The sequence below is a fragment of the Streptomyces sp. NPDC049040 genome (assembly GCF_043197715.1).
GTDB lineage: Bacteria > Actinomycetota > Actinomycetes > Streptomycetales > Streptomycetaceae > Actinacidiphila.
On the sequence record NZ_JBICTO010000001.1, the window covers coordinates 313,742 to 332,100 of the forward strand.

Below are 18,359 nucleotides of genomic sequence, written 5' to 3' on the forward strand. Positions count from 1 at the left end.
CTCCGGTCCGCTCCTGGTGGACCGCCGGTCGGCTGCCGGCCGGCCCGCGCCGCACCACGGCTCAGGTGCACAGCGCGTCGCCCAGCGCGCTGCGGGCGTAGAGCACCATGCGGCCGTGGCGGGCGCGGTTCACCAGGCGGCCGTCGTGGAGGACTCGCAGGTGCTGGCTCACCGCGCCCGGCGTGACGCCGAGCCTGCGGGCCAGCTCGGTCGTGGACGACGGCTCGTCGAGGAGCAGCAGCAGGCGGGCCCGCGGCGCGCCCAGCAGGCGCCTCAGCGCCGGGCCGGGCGCCGGCGGGCACAGGTTCTCCACCATCGTGGCGAGGCCGCGGGCCGGGTAGGTGATGACCGGCGTCTGCCCGGGGTCGATGTACGTGCTGGCGCCGCGCGCGAAGCAGGTGGGCACCAGCACCAGCCCGCGGCCGTCCACGTCGACCTCGGCGCGGGCCAGCGTCAGCGGCTGGTCCCAGTGGATCGACAGGACCCCGCCCTGCCAGCTCAGCCTGCGGGCGAGGTCCGCGAACAGCGCGTCGGCGCCGCCCTCCGCCATCATCCGCGCCCGGTACACGAGATCGGCCTGCAGCACCGAGCGGGCCCGCGGCCACCAGGCGGGCGCCAGGCACCGCTGCCAGTACTCGTCCATCGCCCCGGCGATCACGTCGAGCAGCGCGGCGGGGTCGTCGAGCCGGTCCGCGAGCAGCGCGGGGACGACGCGGTCGTGCGGCAGGAAGGTCCGCTCCAGGTCGGGCCGTACGAGCTCGGGCGGCGTCGCCCGCAGGGCCGCCAACTCGTCCTGGAAATCGGGCCACGGCGTGGTGGGGCGGGGCGTGAGGAAGTCCGGGAGGTAGCGGTTGGAGGCGATCAGCGACAGCAGCAGGTCCCGGTTCTCCAGCGCCTCGAAGTCCGGGCGTATGCGGTGGAACCACCGCGTCTGCTCGACGTAGTGGCCCGGGTGGCCCCACATGCGCAGGCTCAACGCGGCCTCCTGGAGCGCCGAGCAGGCGAAGGAGGCCGAGGCGAGGTCGGCAAGTCCGAGCCGGAAGCGGATCATTGAGCGCCAGGCTAAATCAGTTCCCGCCACCGGCGGGACCCGTTGTGATCGTGACATGACCTCGACCACCGTCACGGCCGGCCCGCCCGCCGCGCCCCGCCGCCGCTTCCGCCCGGAGCCGGAGGTCCGCCGGCTGTCCTGGATGGTGCTGGTCAACACCTTCGGCAACGGCCTCTTCATGACGGTCAGCGCCCTGTACTTCACCCGCGTCGCGGGGCTGGGCGTCGGCCAGGTCGGGATCGGCCTGACCGCCGCCGGCGTCTGCGGTGTCGCGGCGAGCATCCCCGCGGGACGGGCCGCCGACCGCTGGGGCAGCCGGCGGATGCTGATCGTGCTGAGCCTCGCGGGGGCGGCGGGCATGGCCTCGTACGCCCTGGTGCACAGCTTCGGCGTCTTCCTGCTGGTGGTGTGCGCCGAGACGGCGGTGGACCGGGGCGCGGCGGCGGTGCGCAACGCGCTGTACGCGGACGCGCTGCCCAAGGCGACCCGGGTGCGCGGCCGGGCCTACCTGCGGGCCGTCACCAACGTCGGCATCGGAGCGGGCGCGGCCGTCGCCGCGCTCGCGCTCCAGGCCGACACCCGCGGCGCCTACCTCGCCGCGATCCTCGCCGACGCGGCCTCCTTCCTCGTGGTGGCCGCGATGCTGCCGCGCATCCCGACGGCGGCGCGCGGGGCGGACACGAGCCCGGAGGCCGGCGCGGAGGCGGACCCGGACGCCAGCGCGAGCCCGGAGGCCACCGCGGAGGCGGCCCCGGACGCCGGCGCGAGCCCGGAGGCCACCGCGGACCCGGAGGCCACCGCGGAGGCGGCCCCGGACGCCGGCGCGGGCCCGGAGGCCACCGCGGACGCCGGCGCGGTCCTGCCCGACGCCGTCCGCCGCGGTGCGCTGCGCGACCTGCCCTACCTCGCCGTCACGGCGCTCAACGCCCTGCTGACCGTGCAGTTCGCCGTCCTGAACGTCGGCATCCCGCTGTGGGTCGTGCGCGAGACCGACGCCCCGCGTGCCGTCGTCGCGGCCGCGCTGCTCCTCAACACCGTCCTGGTCGTGGCCTTCCAGGTACGCGCCACCCGCGCCACCAGGGACCTGCACTCCGCGGCCCGCGCCTGCCGCCTCTCCGGGCTGCTGCTGGCCGGCTCGTGCCTCGTCGTCGCCGTCAGCCGGGGCCTGCCCGCGGCCGCCGCGGCGGCGGTCCTGCTGGCGGCGGTCGTCCTGGAGACCGCGGGCGAGGTGTTCTCCCAGGCCGGCGGCTGGCTGCTCAGCTACGACCTGGCGGATCCCGGCGCCACCGGCGCGTACCAGGGCGTCTTCCAGGCCGGGGCGTCCGCGGGCATGATGCTCGGCCCCGCCCTGATCACCAGCGTGGCCATCGGCCACGGCCCGCTCGGCTGGGCGGTGCCCGGCGCCCTGTTCGCCCTCAGCGGCGCGGCCATGGTCCCCGCGGTGCGGTGGGCCGAGCGGCGGCGGGCCCACCGCACCGGCTGACCGGGCGAACCCCGGCTGACGCGGCGCCGGGTCAGGGGACCGCGGGGCCCCGGATGTAGCGGCCGTCGGCGTCGTAGGGCCAGGCGTTGGCCTTGCAGCCGTGCAGGCCGTCGATCTGCTGCATCATGACCGGCGCGAGCTTCCCGGGGCCCGGGCACCCTTCGTGGCCGTGGCCGATCCGGTGGCCGACCTCGTGGTTGATGATGAGCGCGCGGTAGCCGCCGATCGGTCCTGCGAACTCCGGCGAACCCAGCTGCCAGCGCTTGAGGTTGACCACCACGGTCGGGCCGACGTCGCAGTTGACCTCGCCGTGGGTGTGCAGCCCGGCCGCGCCGCAGATCTTGTCCACCGTGTCCGGCGTGGCGATCTTCACCACGAAGTCGGCGGGCCCCGAGGACACCAGCTGGAAGCCGTCGCGGCCGTCGTCGGTCCAGCCGCGCGGGTCGGCGAGTATCTCCTGGACCTCCCGCGCCGCGATGGCGGACGATATGCCCGCGCCGTCCTCGACCTGCACCTCGTAGCGCCGGATGGTGCCCCGGCCCACCGCTTTGCCCGAGGCGTGCGCGGTGCTGAAGCCGCCGGTGCCGTGCTGGGGGACCGAGGCAGGGGTGCGGGGACGCGCGGGGGTCGCGGGGGGCGGGGTGGCGGTCGCGGGCCGCGCCGTGCCGTCACTGCCGGACGTGGCCTCCGGGGTCCCGGCGCGCGCCTGGCCGCCTGACTTCACCGCGTAGAGCGTCACCCCGAGCAGTGCCACGAAGATCAGCCCGAAGAGCAGGTACGACCCGCCGCCCGCGCGCTTCCCGCCGCGCCCGCGCGCCGCCGTCCTCCGCTTTCGCGCCCTTCCCATTCCGCGTCCTCTCCGATCGCCGGCGCGGCGGTGAAGCGACGCGCTCCCGCTCCGCCTTCCCGCCGTGGTCCGGTGCGCACGGGCCGGCAAGGGGGAATCCTGGCCCGTGCGCACAGCCTCCAGACTCGCGGGGACATGTGATGACGCCTGGTCCATCCGGTCACGGATGCATAACGCCCTGGGAATGTGCCCTGCTGGGGGCGGGTGCCGGGTGCCGGGCCCATGTGACCGTTCCGCAACGGAAGCGGGCGCGACGGCACCGGAGGGCAAGCCGTCGCGTCCGCGTGGGAGACCCACCCCGGCCACCGGTAGGGGCGGGGCTTCCCCGCCCGGCAACCGCCCGGAACGACGACGCGCGGCCGCACCGGACTTTCCGGACGGCCGCGTGGCGGGGTGGTGCGGGGTCAGTGGCCCGCGCTCTGGCCGCCGTCGACGTGCAGGATCTCACCGGTCGCGAAGGGCGCGTTCTCCAGGTAGAGCACGGCGTCGACGATGTCGGAGATCTCGCCCATCCGGCCCACGGGGTGCAGCGAGCTCAGCGTCGCGTGGTGCGCCTCGGGGTGCATCGGGGTCTTGATGACACCGGGGGATACGGCGTTGGTGCGGATGCCGCGGGTGGCGTACTCGATGGCCAGGGACTTCGTCGCGGCCTGGAGGCCGCCCTTCGTCAGCGAGGCGAGCACGGAGGGCACGGCCGAGTTCGGGTGGTCGACGAAGCTGGTCGTGATGTTGACGATGTGGCCGCCGCCCTGGGCCAGCATGTGCGGGATCGCCTGCTGGGTGGGGTGGAAGAAGCCCGCCATGTTCACACCGAGGACCTGGTCGAACTCGTCCTGGGTGTAGTCGGTGAAGGGCTTGGCGACGAAGATGCCGGCGTTGTTGACCAGCGTGTCGATGCGGCCGAAGCGCTCGACACCCGCGGCGATCACGCGCTCGGCGGTGGCGGGGTCGGCTATGTCGCCCCTCACGGTCACGATGCCGGCGTCGTCCGACGGGTCGATGCCGCGAGAGGTCGCGACGACGGCATAGCCGAGCTTGCGGTAGGCGGCGACCAGGCCGGCGCCGATGCCCTGCGAAGCGCCGGTGACGACGGCGACCTTCTGGCCCTGAGTGGTGCTCATGGTGACCTTCTTCCGATGAGGGTTGGTGGTTCTCGCTGGCGTCCGATCTACTAGCCGACCGGTCGCCTATTTGAATGTAGACGACCGGTCGACAAAAGGTCAAGGAGTTCCGGGTCACACCCCGGCGCGACCCGGCCGCCAGTCCGGCCCCAAGCCCGCCGCCCGCCGCCGGTCCGCCCGCCGCCCGGCCCCCGACGCCCCCGGAGCCCCTGCGCGCAGGACCCGCCCCCGGCCGCGTCAGTGATCCGTGGCGACCCGCGACACGTGGTACTGGCGGATCAGCCACCGGCCCTCGACCAGCCGGAGCACCAGCGAGAGGTGCACCGCCGCCTCCCAGCCGTCGCGGCCGCGGAAGGTGACGTCGGCGAAGCCGCCTGCCGTCTCGGCGCCTATCGCGTAGGTGTGCAGCAGCGTCACGTCGGCCGTACGGTCCTGCGCCACCGCCGCGTAGTACGCCCTGACCGCCTCCCGCCCGGCGGCCACCTCGGGGTCGAACCCCTGGAAGAGGGCGTCGGGGGTGAAGAGGGCGGCCATCGCGTCCGTCCGGTGGCCGTCGAAGGCGGCCTTCCAGCGGGCCAGCACCTCGGCCATGGGATTGCCGGGCGTGTCCGTCGCCGCGGTCTTCAGGTCACTCATGGGTGGGACCTCGTCTCTGTACGGTTTCGGCGGCCGGAGTGGTAGCCGACCGGTCGGGTATCCACTGGCCAGAGTAGACGACCGGTCGTACACTGTCCGCATGGGACGTACCAGTGATGCCAGGGAGAAGATCCTCACCGCCGCGCAGTCGCTCATCGAGCTGCGCGGTTACTCGGCGCTGGGCGTGGCCGAGATCTGCAAGGCCGCCGGGGTGCCGAAGGGCAGCTTCTACTACTTCTTCGCCTCCAAGGAGGCCCTGGCACTGGCCGTCATCGACGAGCACTGGGCCGCGCAGGAGCGCGACTGGATCCGGGTGCTGCGCGGCGACCCCGAGCCGCTGCTGCGGCTGCGGCAGCTGTTCGAGGAGACCGAGAACATCCAGCGGTCCGGCCAGCAGAGCTGCGGCACCGTCTCCGGGTGCATGTTCGGCAATCTGACCCTGGAGCTGAGCAACCAGACGGAGGCCATCAGAGCCCGTCTCCAGGAGGTCTTCGACGCCCAGGTGACGATGGTCGAGTCGGTCGTCGCCGAGGCCCGCGGGCGCGGTGAGATCACCGCCGCGGACGACCGCGAGGCCGCCCGCTCGGTCGTCGCGCAACTGGAGGGCCAGGTGCTGTTCGCGAAGCTGTACAACAGCCCGCGCCGGCTGGACGCGCTGTGGGCGAACTGCCTGGCACTGCTGGGCGCGCGCGTTCCGCAGGACGCGGCGGAGGCTCCGGCGAGCTCGGCGAAGGACGCGGCGGAGGGTGTGCCGGCCGGCGCCTGAGCCGGTCGGTGCGTGCGGGATCCCTTGACGCGGGTGCAGGGCGGTGGCTTCATGGGAGCGCTCCCACACCCCCCACACGCCGACTGCCGGCGCCCACTTCCTGGAGTCGCAGTGAGAAAACCCCGCCCGACACGCAAGAGTCCTCTCACCCGCCTGCTGACCGCGCTGGCCGCCGCCCTCGGGATCGTCGCCCTCGGCGCCCTGTCCCCGGCCGGCGCCCAGGCCCTGTCGCCCGCCGCGGACACCGCGGCCGCGCCGAGCGCCGCCACCTCCGGCCTGCACATCGCCAACGGCCGGCTGCTCGAAGGCAACGGCAACGACTTCGTCATGCGCGGCGTCAACCACGCGTACACCTGGTACACGGGCCAGACCCGGTCGCTGGCCGACATCAAGGCGCTCGGTGCCAACTCCGTCCGCGTGGTGCTCTCCGACGGCCACCGCTGGACCAGGACCAGCCCGGAGGAGGTCACGGGCATCGTCTCCCAGTGCAAGTCGCTCCGGCTCATCTGCGTGCTCGAAGTGCACGACACCACCGGCTACGGCGAGGACTCGGCGGCCGGCACCCTCGACGAGGCGGCCGACTACTGGATCGGCCTCAAGAGCGTGCTCGCCGGCCAGGAGAGCTACGTCATCATCAACATCGGCAACGAGCCCTGGGGCAACACCGACCCGGCCGGCTGGACGGCCCCCACCACCGCCGCCGTCCAGAAGCTGCGCGCCGCCGGCTTCCAGCACACGATCATGGTGGACGCGCCCAACTGGGGCCAGGACTGGCAAGGCGTGATGCGCGCCAACGCGCAGTCCGTCTACAACGCCGACACCACGGGCAACCTGATCTTCTCGATCCACATGTACAGCGTCTTCGACACCGCGGCGGAGATCACCGACTACCTCAACGCCTTCGTCAGCGCGAAACTCCCCATCCTCATCGGCGAGTTCGGCGGCCCGGCCGACCAGTACGGCGACCCGGACGAGGACACCATGATGGCCACAGCCCAGCAGCTCAAGCTGGGCTACCTGGCCTGGTCCTGGAGCGGCAACACCGACCCGATCCTCGACCTGGCGATCGGCTTCGACCCCACCCACCTCAGCGCCTGGGGCCAGCGCATCTTCAACGGTGTCAACGGCATCGCCCAGACCGCCAAGGAGGCCACCGTCTACGGCGGCGGCACCTCGACCGACACCCAGGCGCCGACGGCCCCCGGCACCCCGGCGTCCTCCGCAGTGACGGCCACCTCCGCCACCCTCGCCTGGACCGCCGCCACCGACAACGTGGGCGTCACCGGCTACGACGTCGTCCGCGTCAGCGGCAGCACCGAGACCGCGGCCGCCGCGTCGACCACCAACTCCGCCACGGTCACCGGCCTCACCCCCAACACCGCCTACACCTTCGCGGTCTACGCACGCGACGCCGCGGGGAACCGCTCGCCGCGTTCCGCCACGGTGACCGTCACCACCGCCAAGGCACCCGCGGTGGGCTGCTCCGTCGCCTACCGCGTCACCGGCGACTGGCCCGGCGGCTTCCAGGGCGACATCACCATCCGCAACACCGGCACCACCCCCATCAGCGCCTGGAAGCTGGCCTTCGACTTCGCCGACGGCCAGACCATCGCCAACATGTGGGGAGGCACACCCACGCAGAGCGGCGCCACGGTGAGCGTCGTGCCCGCCGCGTACACCTCCACCATCCCCGCCGCCGGCTCGGTCTCCGTGGGCTTCATCGGCAACAAGGGCACCACCAACACCAACCCGGCCGCCTTCACCCTCAACGGCAGCGCCTGCGCCATCGGCTGATCCGGCCGCCGTTTCGCTGACCGGCGGGGGCCGCCCGCCCCCGCCGGTCAGGACTGCTCCACCAGGACGCCGACGTTTTCCGCGAGAACCGAGGCCAGTCGGCGCCGCTTCGTCAGCAACGTCCTCGGACCCCACTTCGAACAGGTCTGCCGCGACTGGGCGCTGCATCACGCGGACCCTGAGTTTCCGGGCGGTCTGCCGGCCCGTGTCGGACAAGGCGTCGTTCACGACCCCAAGGCCCGCACCGGCCACGAGGTCGACGTGGCGGTCATCGGAATCGCGGATGGCGCCAAGCCGCCACTCCTGGCCATCGGAGAGGCCAAGTGGAACGACACCATGGGTGCGGCCCCCATCGAACATCTCCGGCATATCCGCGACCTCATCACTTCGGCAGGCCGCTACGACACCACCGGCACGAAACTCATGTGCTTCAGCGGGGGCGGTTTCCACGACAAGGCGCACGCCGCCGCGGCAGCCGACCCGGATATCCGACTGGTCGACCCGGCGACCCTCTACGGCCAGGTCTGACGCCCACCCGTGAGGGACACGAGGCGTGCTCCCCACCCCCCCGCCGCCGTGGCGGGAGGCCGCGCGGCCGACTCGGATGCCCCCGGCGGAGCGACGGCCCCGCCCGATTAAGCTGCCTCGTTCCCGACCGGCCAGGGAGGTCACCCGATGAGCAGCGCCGCTCCGCCCTTTCCCGATCGGATCGAGCTGACGGGAGAAGGCCTCGTCCTGCGTGACTGGACGGAGGCGGACCTGGCCGCGATGCCGGACCTGTTCGACCACCCCGACGTCGCGTACTGGACGCCGCTGGTCTCCCCCTTCGACGCGGCCGCCGCCCGTGCCCGGCTGGACCGTGACCGGCAGCTGCGGGCGCAGGGCGCGGCCATCCTGCTCGCCATCACCGTCGACGGCGGCGCCCCGCTCGGCGAGGTGATGCTGCGGCGCGCCCCCGAGGGCACGGAGCTGGGCTACGCGGTCGGCCCCGCACACCGCGGCCAGGGGCTCGCCGTCCGCGCGGTACGGGTGATGGCCGCGTACGCCTTCGAGCAGCTGGGCGCCGACCAGGTCATCCTGGAGCTGGAGGCGGAGAACTCCGCCAGCGTCGCAGTGGCCACCAAGGCGGGCTTCACCCGGCTCGACGTCCCGCTGGTCACGGGCGAGGAGAAGGGCCGTCCCTACGCCCTGCAGACCTGGGGCCTCGACCGCCGCTGACCCCCGGCATCCCGCCGGCTCCGGCCCGCCCGGCTCAGCCCGGCCCGCTCAGCCCGCCCGGCGGGTCCAGACGCCTGCCTCGGCCGCGGTGGCCGCGGCGTCCGCGGCCGCTTCGGCGTCCGTGTCGCCGAGGGCGCGGCCGGTGTTGAGGAACGCGTAGTAGAGGGGGGCCGACACCGCGGCGACGACCGCGTGCGGGTCGGTGGCCCCGGGGATCTCGCCGCGGGCGACGGCGTCGCGGACGCAGCCGGCCCACTCCTCGATGCGGACCGCGTAGAAGCGGTGCAGGGCTTCGGCTGCCTGGTCGTTGCAGAGGGAGGCCGCGATCAGGGCCTTGAACAGGCGGCCCTGCCGCGGGTCGGCCAGGGTCTTGACGACGAGCCGGGCGTTGGCCCGCAGGTCCTCCCGCAGGCTGCCGGTGTCGGCGCGGGGAAGGGACTGCTCGGCCATGTCGGCCAGCAGGTCGGCCGCGAGCGCACCTGAGCTGCCCCAGCGCCGGTAGACGGTGGTCTTGCCGACGTCCGCGCGGCGGGCGATCTCGGCGAGGTCGAGCGATTCGAAACCGTCGGCCGCGAGGGCGTCGCCCGCGGCCTGCAGGACGGCCTCGCGGACGCGTGCGGTACGGCCGCCCGGGCGCTGGGCTCCGGGCGCCGCCGAGGCGGCGGACGTTGCGGACATGGGCCTCTCCCTTCCGTTCTTTCCAGTCTTCCAGCGGCGATCCACGACGGCTCGCGGCGGTGCGTGATGCCTTGGTGAAGCCAGAGATCCACCTTATCGGAACCACGGTTCCCTTAGGGCGTCAGACCATGCTACCGTCAGGCCGTAACGGAACTTCAGTCCCGTTAGCCGGATGGCTCATGCCCCTCCGCGCTCGCCCTCGCGCCTGCCGCCGCCACCGGCGGTGGAGCCGAAAGGAAGCCTTGCCATGTCCACCGCACAGGCGGCCCAGGCCGCCACCCTCCACCAGGCGCCCGAGGCCCGGCCACAGCACCTCACCCGCCGGCTGAAAGTGGTCCTGGCCGTCCTGCTGGTCGCACAGTTCATGCTCGCCGTCGACTTCTCGATCCTGAACGTCGCGCTGCCGACCATCGGCCGCGGCCTCGGCTTCTCCCTGTCCGGCCTCCAGTGGATCGCGACCGCTTTCGCCCTGACCGCCGCCGGATTCACCCTCTTCCTCGGCCGCATCGGCGACCTGGCGGGGCGCAAGAAGATGTTCATCGGCAGCATCGCCCTGCTGGGCCTGTCCTCGCTGGTCGGAGGGCTGGCCACCACCCCCGGCGTCCTGCTGGCCGCCCGCGTCGCCCAGGGCCTGGCCACCGCCGCCGCCACACCCGCCGGCCTTTCCCTGCTGACCACCGCCTTCCCCGAAGGCCCGCTGCGGCAGAAGGCGCTGGGCGTCAACGGCGCCCTGATGTCCGCCGGGTTCACCACGGGCGCCATACTCGGCGGCGCCCTGACCGACCTGCTCTCCTGGCGGTGGGCCTTCTTCATCAACGTGCCCGTCGCACTCGCCGTCGTCGTGGTCGCCCCGGCCGTGATCAAGGAGTCCAGGCCGACCGAGCGCCCCCGGCTCGACCTGCCCGGCGCCCTCACCGTCACCGGCGGCCTGCTCGCCTTCGTCTACGGCCTCACCCAGGCCGGGGACCACGGCTGGACGAGCGGCCACGCCCTCCTCGGCCTGGGCCTGGGTGTCGCGCTGCTCGCCGCGTTCTTCCTGATCGAGCGCACGGTCGCCCAGCCGCTGGTGCCGCTGCGGACGCTGGGCCGCCGCAACGTCGCCTGGGGCAATGTGCTCGGCCTGCTCGCCTTCGTCACCGAGACCTCGCTGGTCTACCTGCTCACCCTCTACCTGCAGGACACCCTGGGCTTCTCCCCGCTCGCGGCCGGCGTCACCTTCGGTGTCCTCGGCGGCGGCACGGTCGTCGGCGGCCTGCTCGCCCCCAGGGTCATCGCGAAGACCACCCTCCTGACCCCGCTGGTCGCCGGCGCCCTGATCCAGGCCGCCGCCACCGCCGCGCTGGTCTTCCTCGGCACCACCACGGGCCCCTCGCTGGCCCTGCTGCTGCCCGCCACCTTCATCGGCGGCATCGGCAACATGCTCGTCATCGTCGGCTTCATGGTCACCGCCACCAGTGGGCTGCCGGACGCGGAGCAGGGTCTCGCCACCGGCCTGGCCTCGATGTCCCAGCAGGTCGGCATCACCATGGGCACGCCGATCATGTCCGCCGTCGTCACCGCCACCACCGCCGGTGCCGTCACCCCCTCGGCGATCCACCACGGCGTCACCGTCGCCATCGCCGTCAACGCCGCACTCGTCCTCCTCGCGGCCGTCCTCGCCGCGGTCTTCCTCCGCCCCCGCGGGACCGCCCGGAGGGGACGGGCCCTCGCCTGAGCGCGCACGCGGACGCCGGCCGGGGAAGCCGCCCGCCGACAGCCCGGCCCACCGCTTGCCGGGCCGGGCTGTCGGTGGCCTCGTATACCGTCCCGCGCATGGAATTCGACCGGTTCACCATCGCGCTCCTCGTGCTCCGTCCCGACGCCCCCCAGTTGGACGAAGAGGCGGCCGCGGCCCTGCAGGACGCCCACATGGCCCACCTCGCGGATCTCCACGAGGCGGGCCATCTGCTGTCCGCGGGCCCGCTGCTCGGCGGCGCGGAGGAGGCGTTCAAGGGGCTGGCCATCTTCCGGGGCGGCCCCGACGAGGTGCTGCGGCTCGAGGAAGCGGACCCTGCCGTCCAAGCCGGCCGCTTCTCGGTCACCGTGCTGCCGTGGATGGCTCCTTCGGGGGCGATGGCCTTCGCCCCCGCCCGCTTTCCGCGCTCGATGGCGCAGGCGCGGGGCCGATGACCCACCGGCATCCGGGCGCCCCGCGAACCGCTCGCCTTCGAAACCCCCTTGACCATCGGCTCTGATGATCGGTACGAAGGACGCTTCGCGCCGCACGCGGGGGCATTGCGGCTGACGGGGAGCGGGTGCGGATCAGATGCGGGTTTTGCGGCGGGTCGCCGTGTTCGTCGTGCTGCCGCTGGTGGCGGTCACCGTCGCCGGGTACAGCTGGTATCGGCTGAGCGACACCGGCAGGGACGCGCGCTACCGCGACAAACTCGCGAGCTACTGCCGGAATCTCCTGCCCGAGGCCGAGTCCGCCGTCTTCACCGGCCACAGCGAAAGCGGCCTGGGTCACGAAGAACACCACGCGGAGCGCGAAGGACTGCGCTGGGAGAGCTGCGACGTCGCCCGCCTCCACCTCACCATCGGCGAGATCGCCGACACGGTCACCGCCACCGACTCCGGCACCTACACCGGCGCTTCGGCCGGCTTCCTCAGCCGGCTGCGCGGGGACGCCGACGAACTGCCGATCGCGCTCGGCGGCGGCTGGGAGGGCTACACCGACCTGCGCAACACCGCGGTCGTCATGGGCTGCACCAACAGGCAGGCCTCCGTGGTGGTGTCCGCCACCGCGGAACGGGGGCTCGACGACGTGGACGCGGCCCGCGAGGTCGGCCGGCTCGTCACCGCCACCGCGATACGGGCGGCCCGCCACTACGGCTGCGACGCGAAGCACGGCGGCCCGATACCGGAACTGGCGCAACCGGCCACGGAGTCGCCCACCGAGACCGCACGGCACAGCGGGAGCGCCAGGGACGCCGACGGCACCTGCACCGGCATCCCGGTCCAGACCGTCGCGGACACCGGCGAGGTCAACTGGACCAAGCAGACCGGCGGCACCGGGAACCTCCCGGTCGAGGAGTGCGCCCTCGGCAAGACCGCGGGCCTGGACGAGGCCGCGTACTGGTTCCAGGCGAACTACGGCCCGTATGCGCAGCGGCTGCGGACCGCCCCCGACGCCAGGAACGGATACCGCACGGACGCGGACGCCGGCCTCTCCCGCAACGAGGCCTGGGCCACCGCCCGTTGCCCCGGGCACACCGCGCGGACCCTCTTCTCCGTCGTCGCCACCGAATACGCGGACCCCAAGGCCCCTTTTCTGAAGGCCTCGTTGCGTGCCTTCGCCGAGAACGCCGCGGAACGGCACGGCTGTACGGACCTGCGGCTGCCGCACTGACCGCGCTCAGCCCGCCGCGGGCCACGCGGCCTGCGCCCGCTCCGGCGGGGACCCGCACCACTCGGCAGCGCGGACAGATGGTGCGCGGTCGGCGCTGGCAGGTCTCCTCTGGGCCATCGACAAGGCCCGGCCGCCGGTTGGGCCCGGGTGTGACCCGCGCCGCCCCCTGGCAGAGCCGGGGATGCAACCGCTCTGCAGAGTTGGATACCTCGGAAGCCGACCACGCGCCTCGACCCTAGGCGCAGGCACTGACAATGCGGCTGCCCGCCGCAGGGGCGGCCCCTTCCCGGCTCAGCGGCCGGTCAGGGCGCTGATGTTCCAGAGGCGGACGCGGCCGTCGGACGACGCGGTGGCAAGGAGGGGCTCTGTGGGCGAGAAGGCGACGCTGCGTACGGGGAGTCCGCCGATCGGGCTCGCGGGGAGAGGATGCGCGGGTGCGTATCCCACCGTGGCGGCCATCCGGAAACCGTCGGCGCTGCCGCACGCCAGCAGGGAGCCGTCGGGGGAGTACGCAAGCGACGTGATGGGGCCGCTGTCGCCGAAAGCCGTGTCGACAAGGCCGCCGCGCGCCCCCACGCGCCAGATCCACACCCTGCCGTCGTCGTCGCCCGTAGCGAGGACGGAATCCCCAGGTGAGAAGGCCGCGGCCCTGATGGCAGTGCCGCGGTCAGGCTTGATCGCGGAGTGCCGCCGCCCGGTCGGCACCCGCCACACGCCGATGTGCCCGTCCACACCGCAGGTGGCGAGCAGGTCGCCGCTCGGGGCGAACGCCATGGCCGAAACGCCGAATACGCCAGGCGACTTGCGGGCTGGCTCCCTGTCCCTTCGCAGGGCCCACAGTTGTGCGCTCCCGCCGACCTTCGCGGTGGCCACCCGGGTCGGATCCACCGGTGAGAACGCCACGAGGGAGGGTCCGGGCTTGGTCTCGTTCTCGATCAGGGCCAGGTACACCGCCATCTGCGTCATGGCACCGCCCACGCTCACTGTGGGCAGCCGCTGCCCGCGGCGCTCCGGGTGGGTCAGCGACTGCACGACCGCCTGCCCGGCACCGTCGGCGATGGCCAGCATGGAGCCGTCACTGGACAGTGACAGGTCGCTGAGACCGTCGGCGCTGAGGCGCCGGACAAGGCGGCAGGTCGGCATGCTCCACAGCCACACGCTGCCCTTCGCGCCGCCCGCGGCCAGCAGTCGTCCGTCGGGGGAGAATTCGACCAGGTCGGCGTGGCCGCTCGCGCCGAGCAACTCGGCCACGAGCACCACTTCGGACGCCGGGCCGCCGCTTCGTCGGCCGGTGCCTGAGGTGGCGGCCTTCGCTTCGGCCGACCGTTCGTCCTGGGGCGTTGCCGCCAGGGAGCCCCCCATCGGCTTCACCCATTCCGGCACGTCCAGCGGATCCTGCCCGCTCCTGGTGTCGAGCTCGGCGGCCCGGCCGGCCTCCTCCGGCCCCACCCGGGGCGGCCGTTCTGCGGCCGCGCGCGGGCGCCCCGGTGCGGGTGCCGGTGCCGGTGCGAGGGGCGACGTCGGCGTCGCGGTGGGAGACGGGGCCGCCCCCGGTTCCGGGGCCGGGGCCCGTTCCCGTCTCCGTTCCCCGACCGGGGCCCGCCGCTGGTCCCGTCCCCGTTCCCCGACCGTGGCCTCCCCCGGCGGCATATCAGCCCGAGGCTCCTCCGCCGCTCCCGGCGGCATATCAGCCCGAGGCTCCTCCACCGTAGGCGGCACGTCAGCCCGAGGCTCCTCCACCGTAGGCGGCACGTCAGCCCGAGGCTCCTCCACCGTCGGCGGCATATCAGCCCGAGGCTCCTCCACCGCCGGCGGCACGTCAGCCCGAGGCTCCTCCACCGCCGGCGGCACCGCGGCCCGGGGCTCCTCCGCCGCTCCCGGCGGCACGGCCTCGTGCGCGGCCAGCCACTCCGCGGCCGCCTCCGAGACACTGCGGCTGTCGTCCTCCGTCAGCCGCAGGTATTCCGCGGCGATCCGCTCCCGGACGTGCGCGTTGCCCTTCCTGTGGAGGTCGTCGAGGGCCGGCAGCGCGGCGAGGCGAATGGCGGCCAGCGGGCTGCCCAGTGAACGGACCAGGTGCGCGGGGGGAGTCCAGTTGATGTTGCGGGCGACGACCATGCGCCCCCTGACATCCGTGAGGCACTTCGGCTGCTGCCGCGGCGACTCGGCCACGACGCGGTCGTAGACGTAGTCGTACAGCTCGTCGACGGTGATGTCACCGTCGAGGTCCTCGTCCGCGCTGCCGTCGCTGAGGCCCGCCACGAGGTGGCGGGTGAAGACGGACCTGGGCAGGACGCCCACGGTCTCGCCGAGCAGGCATCCGTCCTCGAAGGCGTACTGGGTGGCGTCCGAGGCGGTCAGGACGGCCCGGCCGTGACCGCGGAAACTGTCGAGCGCGTGGACGTCCGTCCCGGCCTTGGCGAAGGTGCCGTGCGGGAAGGCCCCGCTGTAGCAGCAATCCAGGATCAGGAGCTTGCTGCGGGACCGCGAATCGGACATGGCCCCGTCGATGTCGGCGGCCGAGACCGCGGTGAACCGCAGGTTGTCGCAGCGGGTGTCGGCGGTGGCCAGATACAGCCGGCCCGCGTCGTCCTTGAGCCCGTGCCCGGTGAAGTAGAGCAGGGTGAGGTCGTCGCGGCGGCGGTCGCGGTAGAGGTCGCCGATGGCCTCGCCGACGCGGTGGTGCTTCGCGTTGACGAGCGTGGTGACCTCGAAGCCCCCGATGTCCGGGTCCCGCAGCACGCCGGTCAGGGCCTCCGCGTCGTGGGTGGGTGCGGTGAGGCGCCCCAGGCCGGGGTCCTGGTAGTCGTAGGTGGCGATCAGCAGCGCGAGTCGGCGGCCCACGGGAGGTCGCTCACCGTCCCCGCGCCGACGTGCGTACCCGGCTGCGAGCCGCGTACCCGGCCGCGGCGACCGCCCGCACACCGGGTGGCCAGAACCACGTCCAACTCCCCCGCCCCCCATGGGCATTGAGCACCGCACCCGAATCGCGGCGGTAGCTCCCCCCAGTCTGACGCGCGGCGCCGGGCGGTGCCAGCCATTCGGGAAGGCACGGACGGCCTGCGGCGGTTCGGAAGGGCAAGGACCCGCGGCCGTCCCTCACAGCGCCGCGGCACCGCCGGGCAGTCGACCGCCCCGACCCGACGCGAGGACTACCGGCCGGGTCAGCTGTCGCCGTCTGCCCCGTCGCCGGCGGACCGCAAGGTGAGCAGGGTGATCTCGCTCGGCGCGAAGACCCGGAAGGGCGGACCCCAGAAGCCGCTGCCCCGGCTGGTGTAGAGCTGGGTCCGCTCCCCGTGCCGGCTCAGCCCGTGTACCACCGGCTGGTCGATGCGGACCAGGAAGTTGAACGGCCAGATCTGGCCGCCGTGGGTGTGCCCGGAGATCTGCAGGTCGATGCCGGCAGCGGCGGCCTGCGTCACGTACTTGGGCTGGTGGGCCACGAGCAGCACCGGGCGGTCCGGGTCGGAATCAGCAAGTGCGCCCTCCAGGTTGGCGCGGTGTCCCGCCAGGCCTGAGGACTCCGCGGTCACGTCGTCCACACCCGCGAGCACGAGGGCGTCGCCGCCGCGTTCCACCACGACATGGCGGTTGTGCAGCGGCTCCCAGCCCAGTTCCGCCATGCGGTCCAGCCAGCCCTGGGCCTCCCCGAAGTACTCGTGATTCCCGGTGACGTAGACCTTCGCGAGCCGCGACCGGATCGTCCCGAGCGGCGCGGACTGCTCGCGGCGCTGGACGGGGGTGCCGTCGGCGATGTCGCCGGCGTGGACCACGACGTCCGGGTCGAGGGCGTTGACCGCCTCGGTGACCCTCGCCGACCAGCCGGCCCGGTCGATCGGCCCGTAGTGGGTGTCCGCCAGCACGACGACCCGGGTCCCGTCGAGACCTCCGCCGAGCCGCGGGATCCGTACGTCCAGCCGCTTCACCCGGGGTACGCGCATGGCCTCGTGGTGTCCCCAGGCCAGCAGCCCTGCCGAGACCGCGGCGACGGCCACGGCCACGATCCTGGCCCGGTCGGCGCCGCCGGCGCCGAGCGCGATGAGTACGAGGTGCGCCAGACCGCCAAGTGCCGACCAGGTGAACAGCACCCACACCATCCCGAGGGTGCTGTCCGCCACGCGCGCCGCCCGGTCGTCGCGCCGGCGTCCGTGGCCCGCGGCCATCAGGAAGGGGAAGGACACAAGACTCGCGGCGAAGACGGCCGTGCCGGCCAGGAAGACCGGGAGCGGCCAGTCCGTGCCCGACCCGAACAGCGTCCACCAGGGCAGCAGGAAGAGCGTCGCGAGGACGAGGAGGATCACGGTCCCGCCCAGTCGCCGCCGCAGCGACTGCCGCGGGTGCGCGTCCCCACCCGCGGGCGTCACGGGCGCCGCCCCGTCGCTCCCGGCCTCCGGCGTCACGGGCGCCGCTCCCTCCACCCCGGCCTCCGGCCGACCGGCGGCCACAAGGCTGTCCGACCCCTGCCCGGCCGGCCGAGGCCCCGGCTCCGACCGGATGGATTCGCTGTCTGCCACCGCACCGCTCCCCACATCCGCTGTCCCGCCGTCGGTACCCATCATCCGGCACGCCGCGAGCCGCCCGGCGGCCAGGGCGCGGCCCCCGCGCCGGCGCCACGCGCCCAACAGCTGCCGGGTGCCGCGTACTTGTGGAGCTCTCGGCCGGCGTGGTGCCCTTGTGGCTCATAAGGCAACTGATGCCAAGGAGGCGCACGAGTCTCATGATCAAGCGAATAGTCGCGGTGGCGGCACTCATCCCGGCCATGCTGGGCACCACGTCCGCTGTCGCTTCGGCGACCCCGGCACCGAAGGCGACCGCGGCGGTCGTCACCCTGACCTACGACGCCAGCCGGGCGGGCCAGTGGGCGGGCGCGATCACGCGGGGCGTGCAGAACTGGAACGCGGCGGTGCACAACGTGCACCTCCAGCCCGCGAGTTCACCCGGCTCGGCCGACTACGTCTACGTGGCGACCTCCGGCTGGCCGCAGACGACGCTGGGCCCGATCTTCCCCGGCGGCAGGGGCCAGGTGCAGCTGGGCCAGGAAGCGGTGACCGAGGGCTACGACATGACCCGGATCGCCGCGCACGAGACCGGGCACATCCTCGGGCTGCTCGACCACTACACCGGCCCGTGCTCGGAGATCATGTCCGGCCACGGCCCCGGCACGTCCTGCCTCAACGCCAAGCCGAACGCGACCGAGGCGGCCCGGGTCGACCGCAACTACGCGGGCCGTACATCGGCGGCCGTCCCGCAGAACCGCCGGATCGTGATCGACGTCTGGTCCGACCCGGCCCTCGCCCGCTCGCACTGACGCCTGCACTGCCCCGCCGCCGGTCAGGGGCTCGGGCCGGAACACGGGCCCCGGGCCCGGCACCGGCCC

16 protein-coding genes are annotated in these 18,359 nt (G+C 73.6%); 9 read left to right on the plus strand and 7 right to left on the minus strand.

What is annotated here, in order from left to right; all coding sequences use genetic code 11:
• Nucleotides 1-61: 61 nt before the first annotated feature.
• Nucleotides 62-1,051 carry an ArsR/SmtB family transcription factor gene (locus ACGFMP_RS01390; protein ID WP_393669549.1) on the minus strand — a complete coding sequence of 330 codons (990 nt, stop codon included), beginning with the start codon at nucleotides 1,049-1,051 and terminating at the stop codon, nucleotides 62-64.
• A 55-nt stretch (nucleotides 1,052-1,106) separates the two neighbouring features.
• Here ACGFMP_RS01390 and ACGFMP_RS01395 point away from each other — a divergent pair, with 55 nt between their 5' ends.
• The gene (locus ACGFMP_RS01395; protein WP_393669550.1) at nucleotides 1,107-2,534 is read left to right on the plus strand and encodes an MFS transporter; all 1,428 of its coding nucleotides are present in this window, start codon (nucleotides 1,107-1,109) and stop codon (nucleotides 2,532-2,534) included.
• A 31-nt stretch (nucleotides 2,535-2,565) separates the two neighbouring features.
• Here ACGFMP_RS01395 and ACGFMP_RS01400 read toward each other — a convergent pair whose 3' ends face one another.
• The 3 genes from ACGFMP_RS01400 to ACGFMP_RS01410 form a co-directional block, all read right to left on the minus strand.
• Entirely contained in the window at nucleotides 2,566-3,381 is an 816-nt protein-coding gene (locus tag ACGFMP_RS01400) for a DUF3152 domain-containing protein (protein ID WP_393669551.1), read from the minus strand.
• A gap of 404 nt (nucleotides 3,382-3,785) precedes the next feature.
• A complete protein-coding gene (locus ACGFMP_RS01405) occupies nucleotides 3,786-4,502 on the minus strand; it encodes an SDR family NAD(P)-dependent oxidoreductase (RefSeq protein ID WP_393669552.1) in 717 nt (238 codons plus the stop codon).
• Between the two features lie 237 nt (nucleotides 4,503-4,739).
• Entirely contained in the window at nucleotides 4,740-5,138 is a 399-nt protein-coding gene (locus ACGFMP_RS01410) for an SgcJ/EcaC family oxidoreductase (RefSeq protein WP_393669553.1), read from the minus strand.
• A 100-nt stretch (nucleotides 5,139-5,238) separates the two neighbouring features.
• On the opposite strand from ACGFMP_RS01410, the gene ACGFMP_RS01415 reads away from it, so the two are divergent.
• The 4 genes from ACGFMP_RS01415 to ACGFMP_RS01430 all read left to right on the plus strand — a co-directional run bounded on the left by ACGFMP_RS01415 (nucleotide 5,239) and on the right by ACGFMP_RS01430 (nucleotide 8,916).
• Nucleotides 5,239-5,904, plus strand: a complete 666-nt coding sequence (locus ACGFMP_RS01415) for a TetR/AcrR family transcriptional regulator (protein WP_393669554.1) — start codon at nucleotides 5,239-5,241, stop codon at nucleotides 5,902-5,904.
• 111 nt (nucleotides 5,905-6,015) lie between these two features.
• The gene (locus ACGFMP_RS01420; RefSeq protein ID WP_393669555.1) at nucleotides 6,016-7,698 is read left to right on the plus strand and encodes a cellulase family glycosylhydrolase; all 1,683 of its coding nucleotides are present in this window, start codon (nucleotides 6,016-6,018) and stop codon (nucleotides 7,696-7,698) included.
• Between the two features lie 261 nt (nucleotides 7,699-7,959).
• Nucleotides 7,960-8,226 carry a hypothetical protein gene (locus tag ACGFMP_RS01425; protein ID WP_393669556.1) on the plus strand — a complete coding sequence of 89 codons (267 nt, stop codon included), beginning with the start codon at nucleotides 7,960-7,962 and terminating at the stop codon, nucleotides 8,224-8,226.
• 147 nt (nucleotides 8,227-8,373) lie between these two features.
• The gene (locus tag ACGFMP_RS01430; RefSeq protein WP_393669557.1) at nucleotides 8,374-8,916 is read left to right on the plus strand and encodes a GNAT family N-acetyltransferase; all 543 of its coding nucleotides are present in this window, start codon (nucleotides 8,374-8,376) and stop codon (nucleotides 8,914-8,916) included.
• 48 nt (nucleotides 8,917-8,964) lie between these two features.
• On the opposite strand, the gene ACGFMP_RS01435 is transcribed toward ACGFMP_RS01430, so the two are convergent.
• Nucleotides 8,965-9,594 (minus strand): TetR-like C-terminal domain-containing protein, encoded by a 630-nt coding sequence (locus ACGFMP_RS01435; protein ID WP_393669558.1) that lies wholly within the window; start codon nucleotides 9,592-9,594, stop codon nucleotides 8,965-8,967.
• A gap of 247 nt (nucleotides 9,595-9,841) precedes the next feature.
• Between ACGFMP_RS01435 and ACGFMP_RS01440 the strand changes: the two genes are divergently transcribed.
• The 3 genes from ACGFMP_RS01440 (at nucleotide 9,842) to ACGFMP_RS01450 (ending at nucleotide 12,982) form a co-directional block, all read left to right on the plus strand.
• Complete coding sequence (locus tag ACGFMP_RS01440; protein WP_393669559.1) at nucleotides 9,842-11,308, plus strand: MFS transporter; 1,467 nt, start codon at nucleotides 9,842-9,844, stop codon at nucleotides 11,306-11,308.
• Nucleotides 11,309-11,406: 98 nt separating this feature from the next.
• Nucleotides 11,407-11,763 carry a YciI family protein gene (locus tag ACGFMP_RS01445; protein ID WP_393669560.1) on the plus strand — a complete coding sequence of 119 codons (357 nt, stop codon included), beginning with the start codon at nucleotides 11,407-11,409 and terminating at the stop codon, nucleotides 11,761-11,763.
• A 136-nt stretch (nucleotides 11,764-11,899) separates the two neighbouring features.
• Entirely contained in the window at nucleotides 11,900-12,982 is a 1,083-nt protein-coding gene (locus ACGFMP_RS01450) for a hypothetical protein (RefSeq protein ID WP_393669561.1), read from the plus strand.
• A 291-nt stretch (nucleotides 12,983-13,273) separates the two neighbouring features.
• Here ACGFMP_RS01450 and ACGFMP_RS01455 read toward each other — a convergent pair whose 3' ends face one another.
• A complete protein-coding gene (locus ACGFMP_RS01455) occupies nucleotides 13,274-15,826 on the minus strand; it encodes a caspase family protein (RefSeq protein ID WP_393669562.1) in 2,553 nt (850 codons plus the stop codon).
• A gap of 320 nt (nucleotides 15,827-16,146) precedes the next feature.
• Nucleotides 16,147-17,382 carry a metallophosphoesterase gene (locus tag ACGFMP_RS01460; protein WP_393669563.1) on the minus strand — a complete coding sequence of 412 codons (1,236 nt, stop codon included), beginning with the start codon at nucleotides 17,380-17,382 and terminating at the stop codon, nucleotides 16,147-16,149.
• A 317-nt stretch (nucleotides 17,383-17,699) separates the two neighbouring features.
• On the opposite strand from ACGFMP_RS01460, the gene ACGFMP_RS01465 reads away from it, so the two are divergent.
• Nucleotides 17,700-18,290, plus strand: coding sequence for a snapalysin family zinc-dependent metalloprotease (locus ACGFMP_RS01465; RefSeq protein ID WP_393669564.1), 591 nt, complete (start codon nucleotides 17,700-17,702; stop codon nucleotides 18,288-18,290).
• Nucleotides 18,291-18,359 lie beyond the last annotated feature (69 nt).